Source organism: Helicobacter sp. T3_23-1059, assembly GCF_053654515.1.
Genome location: NZ_JBSIUV010000021.1, coordinates 1 through 20,554 on the forward strand (window position 1 = coordinate 1; position 20,554 = coordinate 20,554).

Genomic DNA, 20,554 nt, shown 5'->3' on the forward strand with positions numbered 1-20,554 from the left:
ATTTTTTTACCAAATAATGCAAAAACCCTCCACCTTAAAATTAGATATTTTTCATTAGAAAAATTAGCCATTTTTTAAGCTACTTTGAATGTGAAACTCTCGCCTTTATCCCCTCTTTGTCCGCGCTAAATTCTACTTTATCCCCATCTTTTAGCTTATCTTGCAAGATGAGCTCGGCTAGTCTATCCTCGACTTCCTCGTATAATGCCCGTTTGAGCGGACGCGCACCAAACACGGGGTCAAACCCCACGCTAGCGATAAACTCTTTTGCCTTAGAATCTAGAGTGATACTTATGTCTCTCTCACGCAATTTTTTAGCGATTCCTTCAAACATAATATCCACGATTTTAGCGATTTCCTCCGCACGCAGCGGATTAAAAATCACCATATCATCAAGTCGGTTAAGAAACTCTGGCTTAAAGTAGCCCTTTAGCTCTTCTTTCACAGCACTCTCACGCTTAGTCTTATCCTCTATGCTCATTATTTTATCGCTACCGATATTGCTTGTCAAAATGATAATAGTGTTTTTAAAATCCACCGTTACGCCTTTATTGTCTGTCAAACGCCCATCATCAAGCACTTGCAAAAGCAGGTTAAACACATCGGGGTGCGCTTTTTCGATTTCATCAAAAAGTAGCACGCAATAAGGCTTCCTGCGCACCGCTTCAGTGAGCTGTCCGCCCTCCTCATAGCCCACATAGCCCGGCGCAGCACCCACTAGGCGCGATACTTCGTGCTTTTGCATATATTCGCTCATATCAAATCGCACCAGATTTTTTTCACTATCAAAGAGAAATCGCGCTAATGCCTTAGCAGATTCTGTCTTGCCAACGCCTGTGGGACCAAGAAATAAAAAACTCCCAATAGGACGATTGCTATCGCTAAGTCCCGCTTTGTTGCGTTTAATGGCTCTAGCGATTGCTTTTAGGGCAGCTTCTTGCCCGATGACAGATTCGCTTAATGTTTCCTCAATTCCCAAAATCTTTTCTTTCTCGCTTTGGAGCATTTTTTGGATAGGGATTTGCGTCCAGCGACTAATGATTTTAGCGATACTCTCTTGTGTAACGGCATTTTTAAGCAGTGTGCCACCCTCTTGCATTTGCTCCCATTTTTCATTTAAGCCCTTTTGTTTTTCAATCGCCTTTGGAAGCGTGTCATAATCGATTTTTGCTGCCTCTTCGAGTTTGCCCTCGCGCTTGCAAATATCGCTTTTGCGCTTTAAATTCTCGATTTCATCTTTTGCTTTGGCGATTTGCTCAAACACGCTCTTTTCGTTTTCAAATTTCGCTTCTAGCTTGGCGCGTTCCTCATCGGCGTTGCTGATTTCTTTTTCTATCTCTTTTAGGCGATTGCTCGTTTGGGTGGAGTCTTTTTCCATTTTCAACGCCTCTTTTTCCACGCGCAAATTTTGCACCACGCGCTTTATGCTCGCGAGCTCAAAGGGCTCAGATTCTATTTGCATTTTTAGCTCGGCTGCGGCTTCATCGATTAAGTCAATCGCCTTGTCAGGCAAAAATCTATCCGTAATGTAGCGCGAAGAGAGCTTAGCAGCCGCCACAAGCGCGGAATCTGTGATATTGACTTTGTGGTGGGCTTCTAGTCGTTCTTTTAGCCCGCGCAGGATTTGCAAAGATTCATTGACACTTGGCTCATTTAACGCCACAGGCTGAAATCGCCGTGTCAAAGCCGCATCTTTTTCAAAATATTTGCGATATTCTTTGAGCGTGGTTGCGCCTATGGTGTGGAGCTCGCCTCGTGAGAGTGCGGGCTTTAGGATATTTGCCGCGTCCATACTCCCCTCGCTCGCCCCCGCCCCGACAATGGTGTGAATCTCATCGATAAACAAAATCACATTCGCGTTTTTTTTGACTTCATCGACTACGGCTTTTAGTCGCTCCTCAAACTCCCCGCGATACTTCGCCCCCGCTACTAGCGCACTCATATCAAGCGCGATTACGCGTTTATTTTGCAAAGAGAGTGGCACATCTTTTTTGATGATTTTTTGGGCGAGTCCCTCTACGGCTGCGGTTTTACCGACACCCGGCTCGCCTAGCAAGATTGGATTATTTTTTGTCTTGCGGATTAAAATCTGCATAAGTCGCTGAATCTCCTCATCTCGCCCAATCACAGGGTCTAGCTTGCCCTCTATGGCTTTTGCGGTCAAATCGATTCCGTATTTGGCGAGGGCTTCGAGCGTAGAATCATCGTTTTGATTGAGGATTTTGCTCCCTGCGCGGATAGATTCTAGAGTTTTTACAAGTTCGTGCATATCGATATGCTTGCCTAAAATCTGCTTAAAATCCTCGTTTTTGAAGTTTGCGATGATGAAATTATCCACCGCGACAAAGCTATCGCCATTTTGCGTGGCGTGGGCTAGAGCTAAATCTAGCACGCTTTTTAGCTCTTTGGCAATGGAAATATTTTCGCTTGAGACGCCAGAGCTTTTTGGCAGGGAATCCACCGCGCTTTTTGCCTCTAGCTCTAATGGCGATTTTTCTACGCCCATCTTGTTTAGGGCTTGGTTTAGTAGGCTTTGATGATTGGTTAGCATTGCCCAGATTATGTGCTTGGTTGTGAGTTCGGCATTGCTCGCGTGCAGGGCAAGAGAAGCCGCAGAATCTAGCGTTTCTTTGAAATGATTGGTAAGTTTGTCAAAAAGATTGTTTTGCATTTGTTGCTCCTTATGGATTTTGTTGAAAAAAATTAGCGTATAAAATCGGTTTTTGTTTGGATAAAATCAAACTTTATACGCAAAGCATTATAATACTTTAGTCTAAACATATAAACTTTTTTTACTGATTTATTGTAAAGGTTTTGCAAAATCTGCGATAAATTGTTACAAAATGCCTAAATTATCGCTTGTTTTTGTCGTTTTTGTGGGATTTGGCTTGATATTTGCTAAATACTTTATACTTTTTGGGTAGAATACGCGTTTTTGTTAAGCAGATTTTGGGCTTGGCAAAATCGTGGCACTTTTGATACATAGCATAAAAAGTTGCCCTATATTATCCACACAAAACAAAGCGGGAGAAAAAAAACAAAATGAATACCATTAAAGAAGTAGGCACAAAGACGGGGCTAAAAAAAACATTTGTAAATAAAAAATACTTTTTTTTAGGCATAGGCATAGCTTTTGTTTGGGCTTTGTTAGCGTTTAGCAATGTGTTTGCTATCTCGCAAGCCACACAAAAACCACAAAATCCACAAACAGAGCGCAAGCAGCGCGCCCAAGCGATTGAAAAATTTTCCAAAACATTGTCTATCATAGAATCTTACTATGTCGATGAAATGGGTGTAGAAGATATTGTAGATAAGGCTATTGACGGGCTTATAGGCAATTTAGATGCGCATTCCGCTTACTTAGATGAAAAAAAATACAAAGAGCTAAAAATCCAAACTAAAGGCGAGTTTGGCGGGTTAGGAATCACAGTGGGGCTAAAAGATGGCGCACTTACCGTTATCGCTCCCCTAGATGATACTCCAGCCCAAAGAGCGGGGCTAAAAAGTGGCGATGTAATCCTAAAAATCGAAAATCAAAGCACCATAGGAATGAGTATAGATGATGCCGTAAATCTAATGCGAGGCAAGCCAAAAACACCTATCACTATAAGCATAGTTCGCAAGGGTGAGGGCAAACCTATGGAATTTAAACTTGTGCGTGATGTAATCAAAGTAAAATCTGTGTATGCCAAAAAAATTGAAGACACGGATTATTTGTATTTGCGTGTCAATTCTTTTGATGAGAATGTAACGCAATCTGCAAGCGCGGCACTAAAAGAGCATAGCAAAATCAAAGGGCTTGTGCTAGATTTGCGAAACAATCCGGGCGGATTGCTAGACCAAGCGGTGGATTTATCAAATCTATTTATCAAAGATGGCGTAATCGTATCCCAAAAAGGCAAAGTCAATGAGGAAAATATCAGCTACAAAGCCACAGGCAAAGCCCCTTATGCTAAACTACCTATCGTAGCTTTGGTAAATGCAGGCACAGCAAGTGCTAGCGAAATCGTATCAGGCGCATTGCAAGACCACGGGAGAGCTATCGTGGTAGGCGAAGAGACATTTGGCAAGGGAAGCGTGCAAATGGTAATACCCATTAGCTCAAATGAAGCTATCAAACTAACCACCGCAAAATACTACCTCCCAAGCGGGCGCACCATACAAGCAGTAGGAGTAAAACCCGATATAATAGTCCATCCCGGTAGCGTGCCTCAAGGCGATAATGGATTTGAGATAAAAGAAGCGGATTTAAAAAATCATTTAGAAAATGAGCTACGCAAAATCGACAATAAAGATAGCAAACCAGCAGAATCCAAACAAGAATCCAAAAAGCTAATCACCCAAACAGATATAGCCGATGACATACAGCTAAAATCCGCGCTAGACGCCCTAACTGCGTGGAATATCCTAGATAAAGCTAAGCAATAATTTGGGCTAACATTTTTGCCTAGTTTTTTTTTAAAAAATTTGGATTTTTCAAAATCTTTGGGTTTTGAAAAATCTTGCGATTTACAAAAACCCTATTTATGCCAATCACCGCAAAAAAACTAGCAAGCAAACTAGATATTATAAAATCTAGTTTGTAAGTGGCTAATTTTAGCCTGTGCAAGCGACTTACAAACACATTTTTATTTATCCCCAAAAAATCTCTTAAAAAATCCTGCTTTATTCACTTGCTTTACACGAGAAATCGCTAAATCCCCGCTTTTTATATCATTTGTTATCGTAGAGCCAGCCGCGATTAGCACGCTAGATTCTATATTTACAGGGGCTACTAATTGCGTATCGCTACCGATAAATACATTTTCTCCAATGATAGTTTTATGCTTCGCTTTGCCATCATAATTACAAGTGATAACCCCCGCTCCCACATTGCTTCCTTGCCCTATTTGACAATCCCCTAGATAGCTTAGATGCCCAGCTTTTACCCCTTGCAGATTTGCTGCCTTTGTCTCTACAAAATTGCCAATGTGCGTAGAATTTATCACGCTGTTTGGACGAATATGTGCAAATGGTCCAATATCACTAGAGATGATTTGGCTAGATTCTACTACGGTATGGGATTTGATAATGCTATCTTGTATGAGCGTCTTCCCCTTTAGCACCACGCCACTTTCTAGCTCACATTGCCCGCTAAACTCGACTTCTTCTTCGATATATATCGTGTGTGGCAAGTGCATTATCACGCCATTTTTCATCGCTTTTTCCCTCAAATATTCTAGCTTTTTGCATTCTGCCTTTGCTAACTCGCTTTTAGAATTTACCCCCATAAATTCATCTTTATCCCCGCAAAACGCACTTATTTTTATCCCCTGCGCACGCGCTAGGGCAACCATATCTGTGAGGTAAAATTCTTTTTGTGCGTTATGATTAGAAATCTTTGGCAATAGATTTTGCAAAATCCCTCTATCAAACGCATAGATTCCAGCATTTACGATATTTAAGAGCTTTTGGGATTCATCGCAGTCTTTTTCCTCGATGATTGCCTCCACCTCTGCCCCACAAGCCTCATTAGCCACATTTGAGTTGTCAAATATCACTCTCCCATAGCCACTTGGATTTTCTAGCTTCATTGTGCTTATGGCGATTTTTGCAGTGTTTTTGTCATTATTAGGTTTCAAAAAATGTGCGATTTTTGCAATCGTTTCTCGCGTGATTAAAGGCATATCGCCATTTAGCACCACTACGCATTCGTGGGCAAAATCTATGATTTTTTTACCATCATTTTGGCTAGATTTTTTGCCCTCATTTACAAAAAACGCTCCACCTGTCCCCGGGAATGCTTCGTGATTTTGGGTATGAAAGACTAGATTTCCTTCTAGCTCGCCATTTTCTAGGCTTTTTTTTAGATAAGATTCTATCATTTCGCGCTTGTGATATAGCACGATATGCACATCATCACTCACGCTCAACGCCTCCCGCACGATATAATAAATCATCGGCTTCCCACATATCGTATGCAAGACTTTGGGAGTGTGAGAGCGCATACGCGTGCCAGCTCCAGCGGCTAAAATTATCACTGAAAAATCCATATTTATGTCCTTAGTTGATATGTTTGAATGCAGGGCGCAGAAGTAAAAATGCCAAATTTTAGCACTTTATCCCAAAAATACAGAATCTTTTAACCACTCTTAATGAAATTTGTGCCGTTGTTTATCATTGCTAGTGAGATTTTGAGATACTACACTTTGCGCTTAAATCTTACAAATGTTTTTGTCATTGCGAGCGTTGCATTTTAATGCAAAGCGCGACAATATGTTTTTGTTTTTTATTTTTGTAGGTTGTCGCGCATTAGATTTTGCAAAAATGCAAAATCTAATTACTCGCAATAGCAAGCAAGCATTATCACACCTAGACTTTTACAAAAACAAATCCACACAAAATCCAAAATCAAATAAATCTATGAAAATCTGTAAAAAATATGATTATTTAGCACAAAGGCAATGATAAAAATCTACTATTTTTGATAAAAATTCCGCTTTTTTCTAAAAAAAATGTGTAAAAATCGCCGTTTTTTTTTTTTTTTTTTTGTTTTTATTTTCAGCTGCAATTAAGTTTATTTTGTTTAAGATTTACGATTTACAATTTATTTACCTTAAATGAATCACTTTGGAAGTTTGATGATAAAAACGCGCATTACGCGCTATAAAATTTTGTAAGGAAAAACAAAATGAAAAATACTCACACAAAGCCTAAGCAAACGCTTGGGGATTTTTATGATGACAAAGACAATGGATTGCCACGCACAACAAATTGCGCTCACAATTATGGCGTAGGTGTGGATTGCCACGATTCTAGCCTTTTTGACAAAAACCTAGAATCTCGCAATGACAGCAACGCAAATTCTAACAATGATGGCGTGATTTCCCACTCTATTGCGGAGTCGCAAAACTCTTGTCCTCCCTCCATTGCGGAAGATTTTGCCTTCTGTTCCCCCTCCCTTGCGGAGGGGGCTAGGGGGTGGGTATCTTTAGATTCCACCGCCGTCATTGTAGGCAATGACAAAGAAAACTCCGTCATTGCGAGCGAGCAAAGCGAGCGTGGCAATCTATCCTATAATACAAAAAAAGTAGATTGCCACGCATTAGATTCTGCAAAAATGCTGAATCTAATTGCTCGCAATGACGGCAATGAAAACTCCCATAGTTACAATAATACCCACCCCCAAACCCCCTCCGCAAGGGAGGGGGCTTCTTTTTGGGCTTCTTCCGCAAGGGAGGGGCTTTTAAAATCCAAAAATGCAAAAACAACACCAAAAAAACGCCTAGCCTTATCCCTAGCCGCTAGCGCATTGCTAGCAGGCATAGCTAGCCTAAATGTAGCAGTGGCAGGAGAGTGTATATTAGCCTCCACAGGACTTCCTTGGAGTAGCACACAGCAAAAAGTCTATTGCACAGGCTCATTTGCTTCTGCTAGCCTATTTCAATCCCAGCTAGAAAACGCAGCCAAAAGCGCGACTCAAGGCGGACTTTTTTACATAGGTAGCACTGATGATAAAAGTAGCCCCATATCCACTTCCATAGGGGCAGGCACAGCCATACTAGATTTAGCCAATCTAGGCACAGCACAATTTGACTTTTCATTTCAGTTTTTTGGTGTAAATGCGCCAGATACTACCCTAAAATTTACAGGCACTCACGCAGGTAAACCACTTGGAATCCTTATGCCATATAGTGAAAAATCCGCAAACCATAACTCAAATGGCTCTAGCTTTTATGCAATGGAGATTGACACAAATGTCGATTACGATAGCTATGGCGTGAAAAATGTCTATGGCAGGGCGTTATCTTTAAGCATACACGGAGGCACGCAGATAGGACGCGTAGATGAGAGAAGCGGAGAATACTTAGGAGGGATAACCATAAACGCAAACAAGACAGTGAATGCTATGGCGATTTATGGAGGGTTTGGAGGGACGGATAGAAGCTCATTTGTAAGCAAGCTAACTAATAATGGCACGATAAAAGAGCTAAATTTGGGGTGGAAAAAGTTTGCGGGGGATTTTGCCTCTGTGCTAGGGCTATATAATATCGGCGGAAGCGGCACGATAGAAAATCTAAATATCTATCAATCAACCCTTACGATAAATAGCAATCCTAGCACTTGGAATAACCAAACCCACACTACAAACATATACCCCGAGCATATCAGTGCAAATACAATCACAAAAGTAAGCGAAGTAGGGGCAGGAGCGATAAGAATCAACATAGGCGAGGGCGTAACAGACGCAAACAACACTTACTACTATGAAAAACTAATACTAGATAGCAATGGTGGCAAAGACATAACAAATGCCGATGGCACAACAAGTCAGCTAAATTTTTCCCACCTAAGCGCAGGGCTAGGCACGGCACTGCACGATATGGGAGTTGGATTTCGCGTTAGCCCAGATATTGCCACAAGCTATGGGGCTTCGCTGTGGCGCATCATCACGATGAGCTATATGAGACGAGCGGTGATGACGCAAAACGCGCTAGATTCTTTGATGAAAAAGAACTTTAGAAGCGATTTATCAAAATACGCCCAAAAAGACAAAGAGATTTTCCTAAACCGCGCTAGAAACCAACGCGATGTCAATAACCCCGCTAGAATCAATCGCTACTCCCCTGCTATGCGAAAAGCAATGAAGCAAGATAAATCCACAAAGCGAAAATCTAAGACAGATAAGGCGTTTTTGGACTATGGGGGGAATAAAAATCATATCGCCTTTGTGCTACCCTATGCGGCGCATTCTTACGCAGAGCTAGGCGTAGCAAGCGCGACAGAGTGGAGCGGAGGAATGATAGGGGGCGTGCAAAGAGCAGTGGGAGAGGGGATACTAGGTGGCTATCTAGGGTATGAATACGCCTATGTCGATGCAGAACTACTCCGCACGCAAGCCACCGTGCATAATAGCTCGCTAAATATCGGCGCGACTTTTTTCCAAAGTTTTGCCTTTGAGACAAAACCACAGGAATTTTATCTTAAATTAAATTTGCGCGCAGGGCTAGATATGCCTTCATTTAGCGCGCAAAGCCCACTGCCAAATATCAAATTTAAACTAGAATCAAATACGCCTGATTCTGTGATACCGCTGATATGGAGTGCGGGAGCGTCTCTAAGAAGCGGAATCAACTTTTACCAACTAAAATTTAATAGCTACATAGCCCCAGAGCTAGGGCTAAGCTATGATGTTTTATCTCCGCTAGATATGAAGCTACAAAAGGCAAAATATAAACTAGGTGGCAATGAATACTACCCTATGCAAATGTGGCATCTCCCACAAGTCGCTGCGAGTGTGAAATACTACAAAGTATGGACGAAGGGCTTTAAAATGAGCGCGATAGGTGGGCTACGATACAATGTGCTAAACAAGCCTGAAGGGGAGTTTAAAATCGGTGGGCTTAGTGGTAGCGGGACAATCGCATTGCCGATACTCTATGGCAATATTGATTTGGATTTTATATGGACGCTAAAGCAAAACCACGAACTAAGCGCAGGGTATAATGGGCTTTTTTACTCAAATTTTAATGAATTTGGCAAGGCAAGTGAAAATGATAGATTTCACGGGGTTAGCACGGCTTTTAATATGAAATATGTGTATTGGTTTGGCGGAAAATCTTAATTAGTGAAAATTTTAATTGTGGAAGTCTTAAGAGGGGAAGTTTAATTGCATTGTTATTAGATTTTTGTGATTTTGCTGTGATTGCAAAACAATTAGATTCTGCATTTTTGCAGAATCTAATGCGTGGCAATCTACTTTGCTTGAATGATAGATTGCCACGCTCGCTTTTGCTCGCTCGCAATGACGATTTACTTGAATAGTTAAAAGCCCCCTCCCTTGAAAGAGTGGCAATGCTTCTTAAAGCCCCCTCCCTTAGCACGAGGGGGTTTTGCTTCGGCTAACGCCTCGCAACCCGTTGGGTGGGGGTGGGTAGATTTTGCGCTAGCAAAATTTGCAACGCTAGAATCTGCATTTGCAATATCTGCTTTTGCAAAATCTGCAACGCTAGAATCATTTGTAGCGTTTTTTGTCGTGGATTGCCACGCGTTGCGTTGCAACGCTCGCAATGACGAAGTGGCGTTTTTTAAGGAAGCGGGTGATTTGGATACTTTTAAAGATACCCACCCCCTAACCCCTCCGCAAGGGAGGGGGGACAAAAGATTTGCGACTCCGCAAGGGAGTGGGAAATAACGCCGTCGTTGCGAGCGGATTTTGTATAAAATCTTGCCAAAAATGATAAGAAATCAACCGCTTAAGTTGTCTTGAGCCTATTATTTTTTACCAAAAAGCGTGTTTTTGACATTTTTATAGCGATAGATTTTCACGATTCTAGTCTTTTTGACAAAAGCCTAGAATCTCAAAAAGACAGCAATACAAATTCTCGCAATGACAGAATCCCTCCTCCCTTGCGGATGGGGTTTGGGGGTTGGTTTTTTGTCAGCCTTATGTTTTTTAAAAGCCAAAGCATCTCGTCATTGCGAGCAAGTCGCAAGACTTGCGCAATAATCTAAAAGCTATAAATTATCATACTAAACTTTTTGCAAAACATTTCAGTATCCAAAAAAGTAAATCCTGTAAATAACCAAAATTTTGCAACATAATGCGATTTTACAAAAACATTTGGCTACTTCGCTAGTTTTACCCGCTCGCAATGACTAGATATTTCGCCAATGCTAAATATGACAACGATACAAATTAACCAACAAATATAAAGCAAGGCAAAAACCACTTCTACCCAAAAAGTGCTTTTAATTGCCCTAAGGACTCTTCAAAACTGATGACTTCTTTTTCTGCTTGTTTTAAAAAATGCTCCATAGCAGATTTTCTATCTAGCGCGTAGTCTAGCTCTGGGTCGCTACCGCGCTGATAAGAGCCTATGCGGATAAGCACTTCATTTTCGCGCAAAAGAGAATAATAACGGCGAAATTTTTGAATCAACTCTTTTTGTGTTTCATCGATTATATCATTACTCACGCGTGAAGCAGAGGATAGCACATTTATGGGCGGGTAGATTCCCAAATCCGTAAGATTGCGCTCTAGCACGATATGCCCATCTAGTATGCTTCTAGCTTGGTCGGCTATGGGGTCTGCCAAATCATCTCCCTCCACAAGCACGGTAAAAAACGCGCTTATTGAGCCTTTGCCCTCTTCTTTGCCCGCTCGCTCCATAAGTTGAGGCATAAGCGTTAGCACACTTGGAGGGTATCCTTTGCTTGTGGGAGGCTCGCCTAATGCTAGCCCGATTTCGCGCTGTGCCATCGCAAAGCGCGTGATAGAATCCATAATAAAAAGCACATCTCTGCCCTGTGATTTAAAATATTCTGCCACTGCCATAGCCGAAAATGCCCCGTATTTGCGCATAAGCGGAGAATCATCGCTTGTGGCTACTATCAGCACCGTATTTTCCAAACTCCCTCCCAAAGACTTGTGGATAAATTCTGGCACTTCCCTACCCCGCTCGCCAATCAAAGCTATGACTTTTATAGGTGCATTACACCCGCGCACTATCATTCCCATTAGTGTAGATTTCCCCACGCCTGAGCCTGCAAAAATCCCTAGCTTTTGCCCCTTGCCACAAGTCAAAAGCGCGTTTATAGAGCGCACCCCCACATCAAAAACTTCATCTATGATTCCGCGTTTTAGGGCTTTTATGGGGGGATTTATAATAGGCACAAAAATAGGATTCTCTAAAGGCGGTTTATCATCGATAGGCTCTCCCAAAGGATCAAAAGCACGCCCTAGCATAGAATCTGCCACAGGAAAAGTAAGCCCATTTTTTTGGATAATGACTTTATCGTGTATGCCAAAATTTTCCACAAATTCAAATGGATTAAACCCAAAACCATTTCCCTCGCTTACTGTTACTATGCCTAGCGATTGACTGCCATCTTTATGCAAAACCTGCACTATATCGCCCACACTAGGCGTAATCCCGCGTGCGTAGATAATCGTAGGTGTGATTTTGTGGATAGAGCCATATTGGGGAGAGAGGTTTGGGCGAGTGGCTAGCTTGTTTTTTAGCAAATCAAGCGACATTACAATCCTTAAATGTTGTTTAAATTTTTTAAAGCAAACGCGCTAAAAGCACAAAGTTTTTCAGCAATTTTATAATGTTTTTTGGGATTTTTGGCTAAAATGGCGGATTATTTTGTGCTAAATTTTATGACAAAAAAGCAAGCAAAAAGCGACTAAAAACGATAAAAAAAGGAAAAAAATGAACCTAGAAACCACAAAGCTAAATGCCGCAAACGCCATAGCAAAAGGCAAAATCACCCTAAAAGAGCTAGAATCCAAGCTAGAATCTATCGCACAAAAAGCTAGCAAAAATATCAAAATCGATGGCTTTAGAAAAGGCAAAGTCCCAACCCATATCATAAAAGCGCGCTACAAAGATTCTATGCAACAAGATGCAGAGAGAGAATCTATCCAAGAAATGCTAAAAGAGGCGTTGCAAAAACTAGGATTAACAGAACAAAACTTAATAGGAAACCCCGTAGTAAGCAAGTTTGAAAAAGACAAAGATGACATAGAAGTGGAGATAAAAATCTCTATCGTGCCTGAATTTTCACTAGGCGATTATAAATCCAAAATCCCAACTCCTAAAATCCCAACCCCCACTGACAAACAAGTCCAAGAAAGATTAGAAAATTTTGCCTCTAGCAACGCACCTTTGGTAGAATCCACAAGCAAAAGTGTCAAAAACGGCTTAGTGGCAAATATTGATTTTGAGGGCTTTGTAGATGGCGTGGCGTTTGAGGGGGGCAAGGCTAGTGGTTTTGATTTAGCCATTGGTTCTGGGCAATTTATCGCAGGATTTGAAGAAGGGCTAATCGGCACAAAAATAGGCGAACAAAAAGACATACAAGTAACATTTCCCGAGACTTATCAAGCACCAAATCTAGCAGGCAAACTAGCTACTTTTAAAGTCAAAATAAATGCCATAAAAGAAAAAGCAAAACAAGACATAAATGACGAGCTAGCAAAAAAACTAATGGGCAAAGAGGACGCGACACTACAAGAGCTAAAATCTAGCATAAAAGATGAGCTAGCAAATGAGCTAAAAATCCAGCACTACAATGAGGAAATGAAAAGCAAATTTTTAGAAGCACTAGATTCTAGCTTTAATTTTGATTTGCCAGAAACGATTGTCGAGCAAGAAATGGATATGCTATTTCGCAATGCCCTATCAACGATACCACAAGATGAGCTAAAAACCTATCAACAAGATGCCAAAAAAGCAAAAGATAAACGCGAAGAATACCGCAAAGAAGCCCAAAGTAATGTCAAAGTTACTTTCATCATTGATGCGATTGCAAAGGCAGAAAATATCACAATCGATGATAGAGAGGTAATGAATGCGATTTATTATGAAGCGTTGATGAGTGGGCAAAATCCAAAAGATACGCTAGAGTTTTACCAAAAAAACAATCTGCTACCTGCGGTAAAAATGTCGCTCATAGAAAATAAAGTCCTCCACACAATGCTTGATAAAAAAGCAGGGCTAGAGCAAAAAACTGCGACAAAAAATAGCCAAAATAAAGATTCTGCCAAAAGCGAAAAAAGCACAAAAGAGCAAACACAATCTAAAACCAAAGAATCTAAAGCCGATTCTAGCAAGAATGACGCAAGCAAAAATGACACAAAAAAATCCACAAAATCATAAACAACATACAAAGGCAATCAAATGAACTATATCCCCTATGTCATCGAAAAAACAGGGCGAGGCGAGCGAAGCTACGATATTTACTCAAGGCTACTAAAAGACAGAGTGATTTTGCTAAGTGGCGAGATAAATGATATGGTGGCTAGCTCCATTGTCGCACAGCTACTTTTCTTAGAAGCAGAAGATCCACAAAAAGATATAAATCTATATATAAACTCTCCCGGTGGCGTTATCACAAGCGCGTTTAGCATTTATGACACGATGAATTATATCCGTCCTAGCGTTTGCACGATATGTATCGGGCAAGCGGCTAGTGCGGGGGCGTTTTTGCTAAGCTGTGGCGAAAAGGGTAAGCGATTTTCTCTGCCAAATTCTAGGATTATGATTCATCAGCCTTTAGGTGGCGCACAAGGACAGGCTAGCGACATCGAAATCCAAGCAAAAGAGATTTTGCGACTAAAAGCAAAGCTAAATGAGATAATGGCAGCCACCACAGGGCAAAATCTAAAAAAAATCACGCAAGACACAGAGAGAGATTTTTTTATGAGTGCTAAAGAAGCCAAAGAATACGGGTTGATTGATAAAATCTTAGAGCGTAGCGCAAAATAATTTACCCTCTCAAAATCGCTTTATAAAGTCGATTTCAAATCAAGTTAAAGACAAAAAAAACAAACGGACGATAAAAATAGATTCTACAAAGTGCAAAATAAAAAAGCACAAAATCTAACATAAAGTCCAAAAAACAAAATTTAAAAAAAGGTAGGCACAAAATGGCAAAAGATGACAAAGCAAGCATTTCAGATAATCCATTTTTATCTGGCGTAAATCCTGCAGTGCCTAGAGGTGGCGAAGATGGCGATGTCGCACCGGGCGATGGGGAGGATTTTTTAAGTGTAGTGGCTAGACTATCCGAGACTGCTGTGCAAACTATCCAACAAGAATCCCTGCCCTGCCTGCCATCAAATTACCGACTTTATTTTGAAAAATTTTTAGAAAAAGAATCCCCCACGACAAAGCAAAAAATCCGCACGATTATGCGCTTGCAATCAGATTTAGAAAATCGCGCTTTAATCTTTGAAAAATCTGTCGGGGAGAGTTTGCGCGTGATAAAACAGGTGCTAAATTGTATGTCGGTGGTGTATCAAAATTTCTTAATCGCTCAAAATGTCGTCCGTCAATATAGCCAAGATATGGAGCAAGCGGATAATAAACTAACCTTGCGAAATGTAATGGATTTTTTCGTGCGTGATATGAATAAAGTAACCACCATTACTTCAAAGCAGCTCGACCAAATCCGTGATTTGTATGTCAAAACTGATAAAAATCTAAAACAAATTAGCCAAAATTCTGTTTATGATTTAAATCTTGATGTCTATAATCGCAACTTTTTTAACGCCGCATTGCAAAAAGAACAACAACTCTGCCAAGAATTTAACCACCCCTCAATCCTTGTGTATTCATCTTTGTCAAACGAGCTATCACGCAATGTAGGGCAGGATTCGCCTGTGTTTATGATATTGCTAAAGACTTTGGCAAAATTTTTGCAAAAGCATGTGCCTACGAGTGATTTTATCGGCTATATTGGCGAGGGGATTTTTGGGATTTTGCTAAAGTATTCAGACATTAGAGAAGCACAAGAAATCTGTGTGGCATTGTATCAAGCAGCCCAAATCACCGATGTTTTTGTGGGGGATTTAAATCTACAGTTAGACATTTCTACAAGTATCGCAAAGATAATGCCAGAACGCTCCATCGAAGAAACTCAAAGTGCCTGTCTCTCTACCCTAAAAGTCGCCCTAGAGGAAAAACAGCACTGCAAAATCTACCAACAAGATGACGAAAACGCCGATGTTATTGACGATATTGAAGCACCCAAACTCTAAACTTAAGCAAAAATCAAATCCTGTGGAGGATTTTGATGAGAATCTGCATCAGTTTTTAGATGATATGTATGAGACGATGATACATAGTGGGGGTATAGGATTAGCGGCGATTCAAGTAGGCAAGCCTATCCGTGCGCTAGTGATAAATATCCCCCGTGAGATAGAGGGCGCACAGCCAGAGCTCCAAGAGGACGGGAGCTATGCTATCCCCACAGAACAGCGCAAAGAGGATTTACTAGAAATCATAAACCCTGTATTTTTGAAACAAGATGGGCGGACTTTATATAAAGAAGGGTGCTTATCTGTCCCGGGATTTTTTGAGGATATTGAGAGATTTGAGAGTGTGAGTGTGGCATACCAAGATAGATTTGGCAAGGAGCATATTTTGCAAGCAGATGGCACGCTTGCGATTTGCCTCCAACACGAAATAGACCACCTAAATGGAATCCTTTTTGTAGATAAATTGCCCATTTTGCGTAGAAAAAAATTTGAAAAAGAGCTAAAAAAACTCCAAAGAGAGCAAAGACAAAATCTTAAACCAAAATCCACACAAGAATCATAGATAAAAATCATCGCATTTTATATTCACAAATTAACTTCACAAACGCACCGACAATATCACAAGGCTAAAATCATTGCAAGGCTAAATCCACCTCAAAAAACATTGCAGAGATAAATTTATCGCACTATTTTTGTATAATCTCGATAAATCATCTCTTTTGTCATAATTGAGACTTTAAAAAAGCCAAAAACTCTTTTTTTGTCATATTTATTATTATATTGATGGCATTAGCCCAAAATATCTCTGTTTTTTGTTTTTTATGCGAGATGCTTCAGTTTTTTGTAAAAAACCTAAGTATGACAAGAGTTTGAGGTATAAGAAGCGTTATCGTCACGGCGAGAAAAACACAAGACTTGCGTCGTAATCCACAAGCTAAAAATTGTCATAATGCCAACACTTGTCATACTGAAACCGAAGTATCTAAAAACTTCAAAATGTAAATAGAGATATTTCGCGCTTATGCGCTCAATATGACAAGGATTGGTATTTTTTTGATACTTCAGGCGTGCGCTTAAGTATGGCACAAGCATAGATTGCCACGCGGATTTTAGTAAATCCGCTCGCAATGATAACAACACAAATTCTCGCAATGACGGCAACATTGTCATAATTGAGGTTTTGAAAAAGCAAAAACTAGCCAAACTAAAAAAATCAAACAACAAGTTTTTTTACAAAACTTACCAAAACCACTAAACAACAATTCATTTAAGTTGTATTTTGCCTAATCTTTGTGCTAGATTTTGACATTATGCAAAATTCACACGCTTATAAAGTTTTAAACTGATTTTGGATTTGATTTTGATACAATTTTGATTTTGCGTGCCTAATAACCAAAAATCACAAAATCAAATATAAAAATAGCAAAAAATAAGGAGCATAAATGGAGCGACTAGGTAGCCGAAGTGAAAAAATAGAAGCGCACGGATTGCGTGAGGTATTTGCTAGCTTCCTTAAAAACGAAGCGATGGGCGGAATAGTGCTATTTTTTGCAGCACTATTAGCGATTATAGTGGCAAACTCCCCTTTAAGCGAGCATTATTTTAACTTTTGGCATATAAAGCTAGGAGTCGAGGCACAAGGGCTTATCCACGCTTTTCCAAATGCGGAATGGTTAGAATCTCTAAGCGCGCATTCGCTTGGATTTAGCGCAGAAGATGGTAGTTTTTTTGTAGGTTTTAGTATTCATCAGTGGATTAGCGATGTGCTTATGTCTATCTTTTTTCTTATGGTGGGGCTAGAAATCAAGCGCGAAGTAGTCGCAGGCGAACTAGCTAGCTTTAAAAAGGCGATTTTCCCTGCATTAGCGGCACTTGGAGGTATGATTGTGCCCGGGATTATTTATTTTTCGCTAAATGCTAGCACGCCTAGTGTGCACGGATTTGGGATTCCAATGGCGACAGATATTGCCTTTGCGCTAGGGGTGATAATGCTACTTAAAAGTCGCGTGCCTATGGCGTTGAAAGTATTTTTGGTTACGCTTGCGGTGGTTGATGATTTAGGGGCGATTGTGGTGATTGCGATATTTTATGCAAATGGTTTGCATTTAGGCTGGTTATTTTTGGCGATTTTGCTACTATGTGTCCTAATCGGGCTAAATAAATTTGGTATAAAATCCCTAACCCCATATCTTTGCGTGGGGCTTTTGCTATGGTTTGCAGTGCATTATAGTGGGATTCACGCGACTATTTCAGCAGTAGCATTAGCGTTTTGTATCCCTGTGCGTCCTAAGATTTCGTTTGCAGAATTTGCACCATTAGTCAAAGATACCGCAGATAAGTTTGATGAAGATAAGGACAATAAAGGCACACAAAAGTTTCTAAGCGATTCTCAAATCGCAAGCCTAAGGGCGATAAAAGATAGCCTAAAATCTGTCCAAAGCCCTCTAGGACGGCTAGAGAGAGGGCTTCAGCCGTGGGCTGCGTTTGTGATAATGCCTCTTTTTGGGTTTGCAAATGCGGGGGTTAGCCTAAGTGGGGCGGATATGGATTTTAGCCATATTTTAAGCGTGGATAAGATATTTTTAGGCGTGGTGCTAGGGCTACTTATTGGCAAGCCTTTAGGCATATTTGCCATCACTTTTGCAAGCGAAAAACTAGGCATAGCCGCTCGTCCTAGCGGAATCTCTTGGTCGCAGATTTTGGGTGCTGGTATACTAGGCGGGATAGGTTTTACGATGTCTATGTTTGTATCAGATTTGGCATTCAAAGGCACGGAGCATTTTGAAATAGCGACAAATATTTCAAAAGTAGCCATTCTTAGTGGCTCGATTTTATCTGGCATTGTGGGGGCGGTTTTTTTGATTTTGGTATCAAAAGTAAAGAAAAATCCATAAAACAAGTGTTAAAATAACGACTTTGTTTGCAAAGCGTAAGTTAGCTTAAACAAACATACAAATAACATAAAGGATACAAAATGGGTAGTAATTTTGGTGATATTTTTCAGGCGTTGATTCCTTTTATCGTGCTTTTTGCGGTGTTTTATTTTTTGCTGATTCGTCCGCAAAGAACGCAAGCAAAGCGACATAAAGAAATGATAGAATCCCTAAAAAAAGGCGATAAAATCGTATCCACAGGTGGCTTTGTCTGCGAAGTCATAAAAGTAGAAGATACATTTTTTACCGTGCGTCTAAGCGATGATAGCACGGCTAGGCTTTCAAAAGATTTTGTTTCTTTCAAAGTCGATGAAACTCTGCAAAATGATTCTAGTAAAAATATAACAAAAGCATAGTTTTAAGCACATATTATGAAAATCAACAATCCTAGACTTTTGGTTTTTATCGTTGCTATTGTGTTTGGCGTGGTGTTTTGTGTGTCTAGCTTTTTTGATACAAAGGGACCAAAGATTACGCTTGGGCTTGATTTGCAAGGTGGGCTAAATCTGCTTTTGGGCGTGGATACTGATGAAGCTATCAAATCCCGCTATGCTTCTCTAGCCTCTGGCATAGAATATGAAGCAGGGCAAAAAGATATTTTGCTAAATTCACTTCAGGCGTTAGATTCTAGCGTGGAGTTTGATTTAATCGATAGTGATGATGTAAGCGGGCTAAATGATATTTTAGGCTCGATGCGTGGGATAAAGGTGGATTCTAGCGATTTGCACTACACCATAGCGATGAGTCCTGAAGAGCAACAAGAGGTGCGAAATCAAGCCCTAGAGCAAGCAATCTCCACGATTCGCAATCGCTTGAATGAGTTTGGATTAGCCGAGCCAAGCGTAACGCGTCAAGGCAGGGATAATATTTTAGTAGAAATCCCCGGACAAGAAAATATCGCCCAAGAAGAGCGTGTGCGAAACCTCATCTCAAAGGCGTCATTTTTGCAGTTAATGGCTGTTGATGAGGGGAGTAATTCACGCGTAGAATCTATGAGCGAAGTAGAAGCACAAGGCTTAGGAGATGTGATTTTAGAATATGCAGAAAGCACCAAAGAAGCGCAATCTTATCAAAAAATCAATCCAAATTCCCTGCCAAAATTATTGCTAAAAGCCGTGCCGATTTTAGATGGCTCGATGATAAGCAATGCACGCGTAGCCTATGATGAAAACAATCGCCCCGCCGTAGCCTTTGAGCTAAATTCTGCTGGTGCGAAGCGGTTTGCGGATTTTTCTGGTGCAAGCATCGGCAAACGAATGGCAATCGTGCTAGATAATAAAATCTACTCCGCCCCAACCATACAAGCACGCATAAGCTCTAGCGGGCAAATCACAGGTAGCTTTACCCCCGAAGAAGCCACAGATTTAGCTATCACACTTCGCTCTGGTGCGCTTCCTGCACCGCTAGCTGTGCTAGAAAAACGAAGCGTGGGACCAAGTCTTGGTGCGGATTCGATTCGCTCCTCTATGATTGCGCTTATAGGGGGGTTTGTGCTAGTAGTTGGATTTATGATAGTGTATTATAGTATGGCTGGCGTGATAGCATCACTTGCGCTAATCATAAATCTAGCGTTAATCATCGCTGTAATGGCGATTTTTGAAGCGACTTTGACTTTGCCCGGTATGGCTGGAATCGTGCTAACCGTGGGTGTCGCAGTCGATGCAAATATCATCATAAATGAGCGCATAAGAGAGGGGCTTCGCGCAGGTGAAGGCATAGCCCGTGCGATACAAATCGGCTATGTAAATGCTTCTAGGGCTATTTTTGATTCAAACATTACTTCACTTATCGCCTCCGTGCTACTCTATGCCTATGGCACGGGCGCGATAAAAGGTTTTGCCATTACCACAGGGATAGGGATTTTAGCCTCTATTATCACGGCGATTATCGGCACGCAGGGCGTTTATCAAGCATTGCTCCCGCGACTTAGCAAAAGTAATAAAATGGGATTTTGGTTTGGCGTAAGCTATCCCACAAAAACGCAAGTTTCCAAAGTCCAAGTTGCTAAAAACCAAGACACCAAAATCCAAAAACGCAAAACTAGCTCGACATAATCACGCAAAATAAAACATAACAAAATGGCAAAAAGGTA

At 40.8% G+C, this 20,554-nt stretch carries 17 protein-coding genes; 11 read left to right on the forward strand and 6 right to left on the reverse strand.

Annotated elements, in window-relative coordinates; all coding sequences use genetic code 11:
- Positions 1-79 precede the first annotated feature (79 nt).
- Complete coding sequence (locus ACWIX0_RS07285; RefSeq protein ID WP_454173218.1) at positions 80-2,671, reverse strand: ATP-dependent Clp protease ATP-binding subunit; 2,592 nt, start codon at positions 2,669-2,671, stop codon at positions 80-82.
- 371 nt (positions 2,672-3,042) lie between these two features.
- On the opposite strand from ACWIX0_RS07285, the gene ACWIX0_RS07290 reads away from it, so the two are divergent.
- Positions 3,043-4,428 carry a S41 family peptidase gene (locus tag ACWIX0_RS07290; protein ID WP_454173219.1) on the forward strand — a complete coding sequence of 462 codons (1,386 nt, stop codon included), beginning with the start codon at positions 3,043-3,045 and terminating at the stop codon, positions 4,426-4,428.
- A gap of 200 nt (positions 4,429-4,628) precedes the next feature.
- Here ACWIX0_RS07290 and glmU read toward each other — a convergent pair whose 3' ends face one another.
- Entirely contained in the window at positions 4,629-6,032 is a 1,404-nt protein-coding gene (gene glmU, locus ACWIX0_RS07295) for a bifunctional UDP-N-acetylglucosamine diphosphorylase/glucosamine-1-phosphate N-acetyltransferase GlmU (RefSeq protein ID WP_454173221.1), read from the reverse strand.
- Positions 6,033-6,255: 223 nt separating this feature from the next.
- Here glmU and ACWIX0_RS07300 point away from each other — a divergent pair, with 223 nt between their 5' ends.
- Both ACWIX0_RS07300 and ACWIX0_RS07305 read left to right on the forward strand, forming a co-directional pair.
- Positions 6,256-6,447 (forward strand): hypothetical protein, encoded by a 192-nt coding sequence (locus ACWIX0_RS07300; protein ID WP_454173223.1) that lies wholly within the window; start codon positions 6,256-6,258, stop codon positions 6,445-6,447.
- Between the two features lie 223 nt (positions 6,448-6,670).
- Positions 6,671-9,604 (forward strand): hypothetical protein, encoded by a 2,934-nt coding sequence (locus ACWIX0_RS07305; protein WP_454173225.1) that lies wholly within the window; start codon positions 6,671-6,673, stop codon positions 9,602-9,604.
- A 27-nt stretch (positions 9,605-9,631) separates the two neighbouring features.
- Here ACWIX0_RS07305 and ACWIX0_RS07310 read toward each other — a convergent pair whose 3' ends face one another.
- Entirely contained in the window at positions 9,632-9,835 is a 204-nt protein-coding gene (locus ACWIX0_RS07310) for a hypothetical protein (protein ID WP_454173226.1), read from the reverse strand.
- Complete coding sequence (locus ACWIX0_RS07315; RefSeq protein ID WP_454173228.1) at positions 9,805-10,140, reverse strand: hypothetical protein; 336 nt, start codon at positions 10,138-10,140, stop codon at positions 9,805-9,807. The genes ACWIX0_RS07310 and ACWIX0_RS07315 overlap by 31 nt, the downstream gene beginning before the upstream one ends.
- A gap of 105 nt (positions 10,141-10,245) precedes the next feature.
- On the opposite strand from ACWIX0_RS07315, the gene ACWIX0_RS07320 reads away from it, so the two are divergent.
- Positions 10,246-10,494 (forward strand): hypothetical protein, encoded by a 249-nt coding sequence (locus ACWIX0_RS07320; protein ID WP_454173230.1) that lies wholly within the window; start codon positions 10,246-10,248, stop codon positions 10,492-10,494.
- A 220-nt stretch (positions 10,495-10,714) separates the two neighbouring features.
- Here ACWIX0_RS07320 and fliI read toward each other — a convergent pair whose 3' ends face one another.
- Positions 10,715-12,019 (reverse strand): flagellar protein export ATPase FliI, encoded by a 1,305-nt coding sequence (gene fliI / locus ACWIX0_RS07325; RefSeq protein WP_454173232.1) that lies wholly within the window; start codon positions 12,017-12,019, stop codon positions 10,715-10,717.
- 178 nt (positions 12,020-12,197) lie between these two features.
- Between fliI and tig the strand changes: the two genes are divergently transcribed.
- The 4 genes from tig (at position 12,198) to def (ending at position 16,091) form a co-directional block, all read left to right on the forward strand.
- The gene (gene tig / locus ACWIX0_RS07330) at positions 12,198-13,646 is read left to right on the forward strand and encodes a trigger factor (RefSeq protein WP_454173234.1); all 1,449 of its coding nucleotides are present in this window, start codon (positions 12,198-12,200) and stop codon (positions 13,644-13,646) included.
- Positions 13,647-13,667: 21 nt separating this feature from the next.
- A complete protein-coding gene (gene clpP, locus ACWIX0_RS07335; protein ID WP_454173235.1) occupies positions 13,668-14,255 on the forward strand; it encodes an ATP-dependent Clp endopeptidase proteolytic subunit ClpP in 588 nt (195 codons plus the stop codon).
- Between the two features lie 161 nt (positions 14,256-14,416).
- Positions 14,417-15,529, forward strand: coding sequence for a GGDEF domain-containing protein (locus ACWIX0_RS07340; RefSeq protein ID WP_454173237.1), 1,113 nt, complete (start codon positions 14,417-14,419; stop codon positions 15,527-15,529).
- On the forward strand, positions 15,495-16,091 hold the full coding sequence (gene def, locus ACWIX0_RS07345) for a peptide deformylase (RefSeq protein WP_454173239.1): 597 nt from the start codon (positions 15,495-15,497) through the stop codon (positions 16,089-16,091). The genes ACWIX0_RS07340 and def overlap by 35 nt, the downstream gene beginning before the upstream one ends.
- Before the next feature lie 290 nt (positions 16,092-16,381).
- Here def and ACWIX0_RS07350 read toward each other — a convergent pair whose 3' ends face one another.
- The gene (locus ACWIX0_RS07350; protein ID WP_454173241.1) at positions 16,382-16,699 is read right to left on the reverse strand and encodes a hypothetical protein; all 318 of its coding nucleotides are present in this window, start codon (positions 16,697-16,699) and stop codon (positions 16,382-16,384) included.
- A gap of 272 nt (positions 16,700-16,971) precedes the next feature.
- Between ACWIX0_RS07350 and nhaA the strand changes: the two genes are divergently transcribed.
- From nhaA to secD, 3 genes are all read left to right on the forward strand, one after another.
- Positions 16,972-18,423, forward strand: coding sequence for a Na+/H+ antiporter NhaA (nhaA, locus tag ACWIX0_RS07355; RefSeq protein ID WP_454173243.1), 1,452 nt, complete (start codon positions 16,972-16,974; stop codon positions 18,421-18,423).
- Between the two features lie 80 nt (positions 18,424-18,503).
- Positions 18,504-18,818 (forward strand): preprotein translocase subunit YajC, encoded by a 315-nt coding sequence (gene yajC, locus ACWIX0_RS07360; protein WP_454173245.1) that lies wholly within the window; start codon positions 18,504-18,506, stop codon positions 18,816-18,818.
- 15 nt (positions 18,819-18,833) lie between these two features.
- Positions 18,834-20,516, forward strand: coding sequence for a protein translocase subunit SecD (gene secD, locus ACWIX0_RS07365; protein WP_454173246.1), 1,683 nt, complete (start codon positions 18,834-18,836; stop codon positions 20,514-20,516).
- Positions 20,517-20,554 lie beyond the last annotated feature (38 nt).

What these genes read in the sequence shown, in the direction of transcription:
- ACWIX0_RS07285 (WP_454173218.1), bottom strand. Translation starts at nt 2,671, where the DNA reads ATGCAAAACAATCTTTTTGACAAACTTACCAATCATTTCAAAGAAACG.
- ACWIX0_RS07290 (WP_454173219.1), top strand. Translation starts at nt 3,043, where the DNA reads ATGAATACCATTAAAGAAGTAGGCACAAAGACGGGGCTAAAAAAAACA.
- glmU (WP_454173221.1), bottom strand. Translation starts at nt 6,032, where the DNA reads ATGGATTTTTCAGTGATAATTTTAGCCGCTGGAGCTGGCACGCGTATG.
- ACWIX0_RS07300 (WP_454173223.1), top strand. Translation starts at nt 6,256, where the DNA reads ATGTTTTTGTTTTTTATTTTTGTAGGTTGTCGCGCATTAGATTTTGCA.
- ACWIX0_RS07305 (WP_454173225.1), top strand. Translation starts at nt 6,671, where the DNA reads ATGAAAAATACTCACACAAAGCCTAAGCAAACGCTTGGGGATTTTTAT.
- fliI (WP_454173232.1), bottom strand. Translation starts at nt 12,019, where the DNA reads ATGTCGCTTGATTTGCTAAAAAACAAGCTAGCCACTCGCCCAAACCTC.
- tig (WP_454173234.1), top strand. Translation starts at nt 12,198, where the DNA reads ATGAACCTAGAAACCACAAAGCTAAATGCCGCAAACGCCATAGCAAAA.
- clpP (WP_454173235.1), top strand. Translation starts at nt 13,668, where the DNA reads ATGAACTATATCCCCTATGTCATCGAAAAAACAGGGCGAGGCGAGCGA.
- ACWIX0_RS07340 (WP_454173237.1), top strand. Translation starts at nt 14,417, where the DNA reads ATGGCAAAAGATGACAAAGCAAGCATTTCAGATAATCCATTTTTATCT.
- def (WP_454173239.1), top strand. Translation starts at nt 15,495, where the DNA reads ATGTTATTGACGATATTGAAGCACCCAAACTCTAAACTTAAGCAAAAA.
- ACWIX0_RS07350 (WP_454173241.1), bottom strand. Translation starts at nt 16,699, where the DNA reads ATGACAATGTTGCCGTCATTGCGAGAATTTGTGTTGTTATCATTGCGA.
- nhaA (WP_454173243.1), top strand. Translation starts at nt 16,972, where the DNA reads ATGGAGCGACTAGGTAGCCGAAGTGAAAAAATAGAAGCGCACGGATTG.
- yajC (WP_454173245.1), top strand. Translation starts at nt 18,504, where the DNA reads ATGGGTAGTAATTTTGGTGATATTTTTCAGGCGTTGATTCCTTTTATC.
- secD (WP_454173246.1), top strand. Translation starts at nt 18,834, where the DNA reads ATGAAAATCAACAATCCTAGACTTTTGGTTTTTATCGTTGCTATTGTG.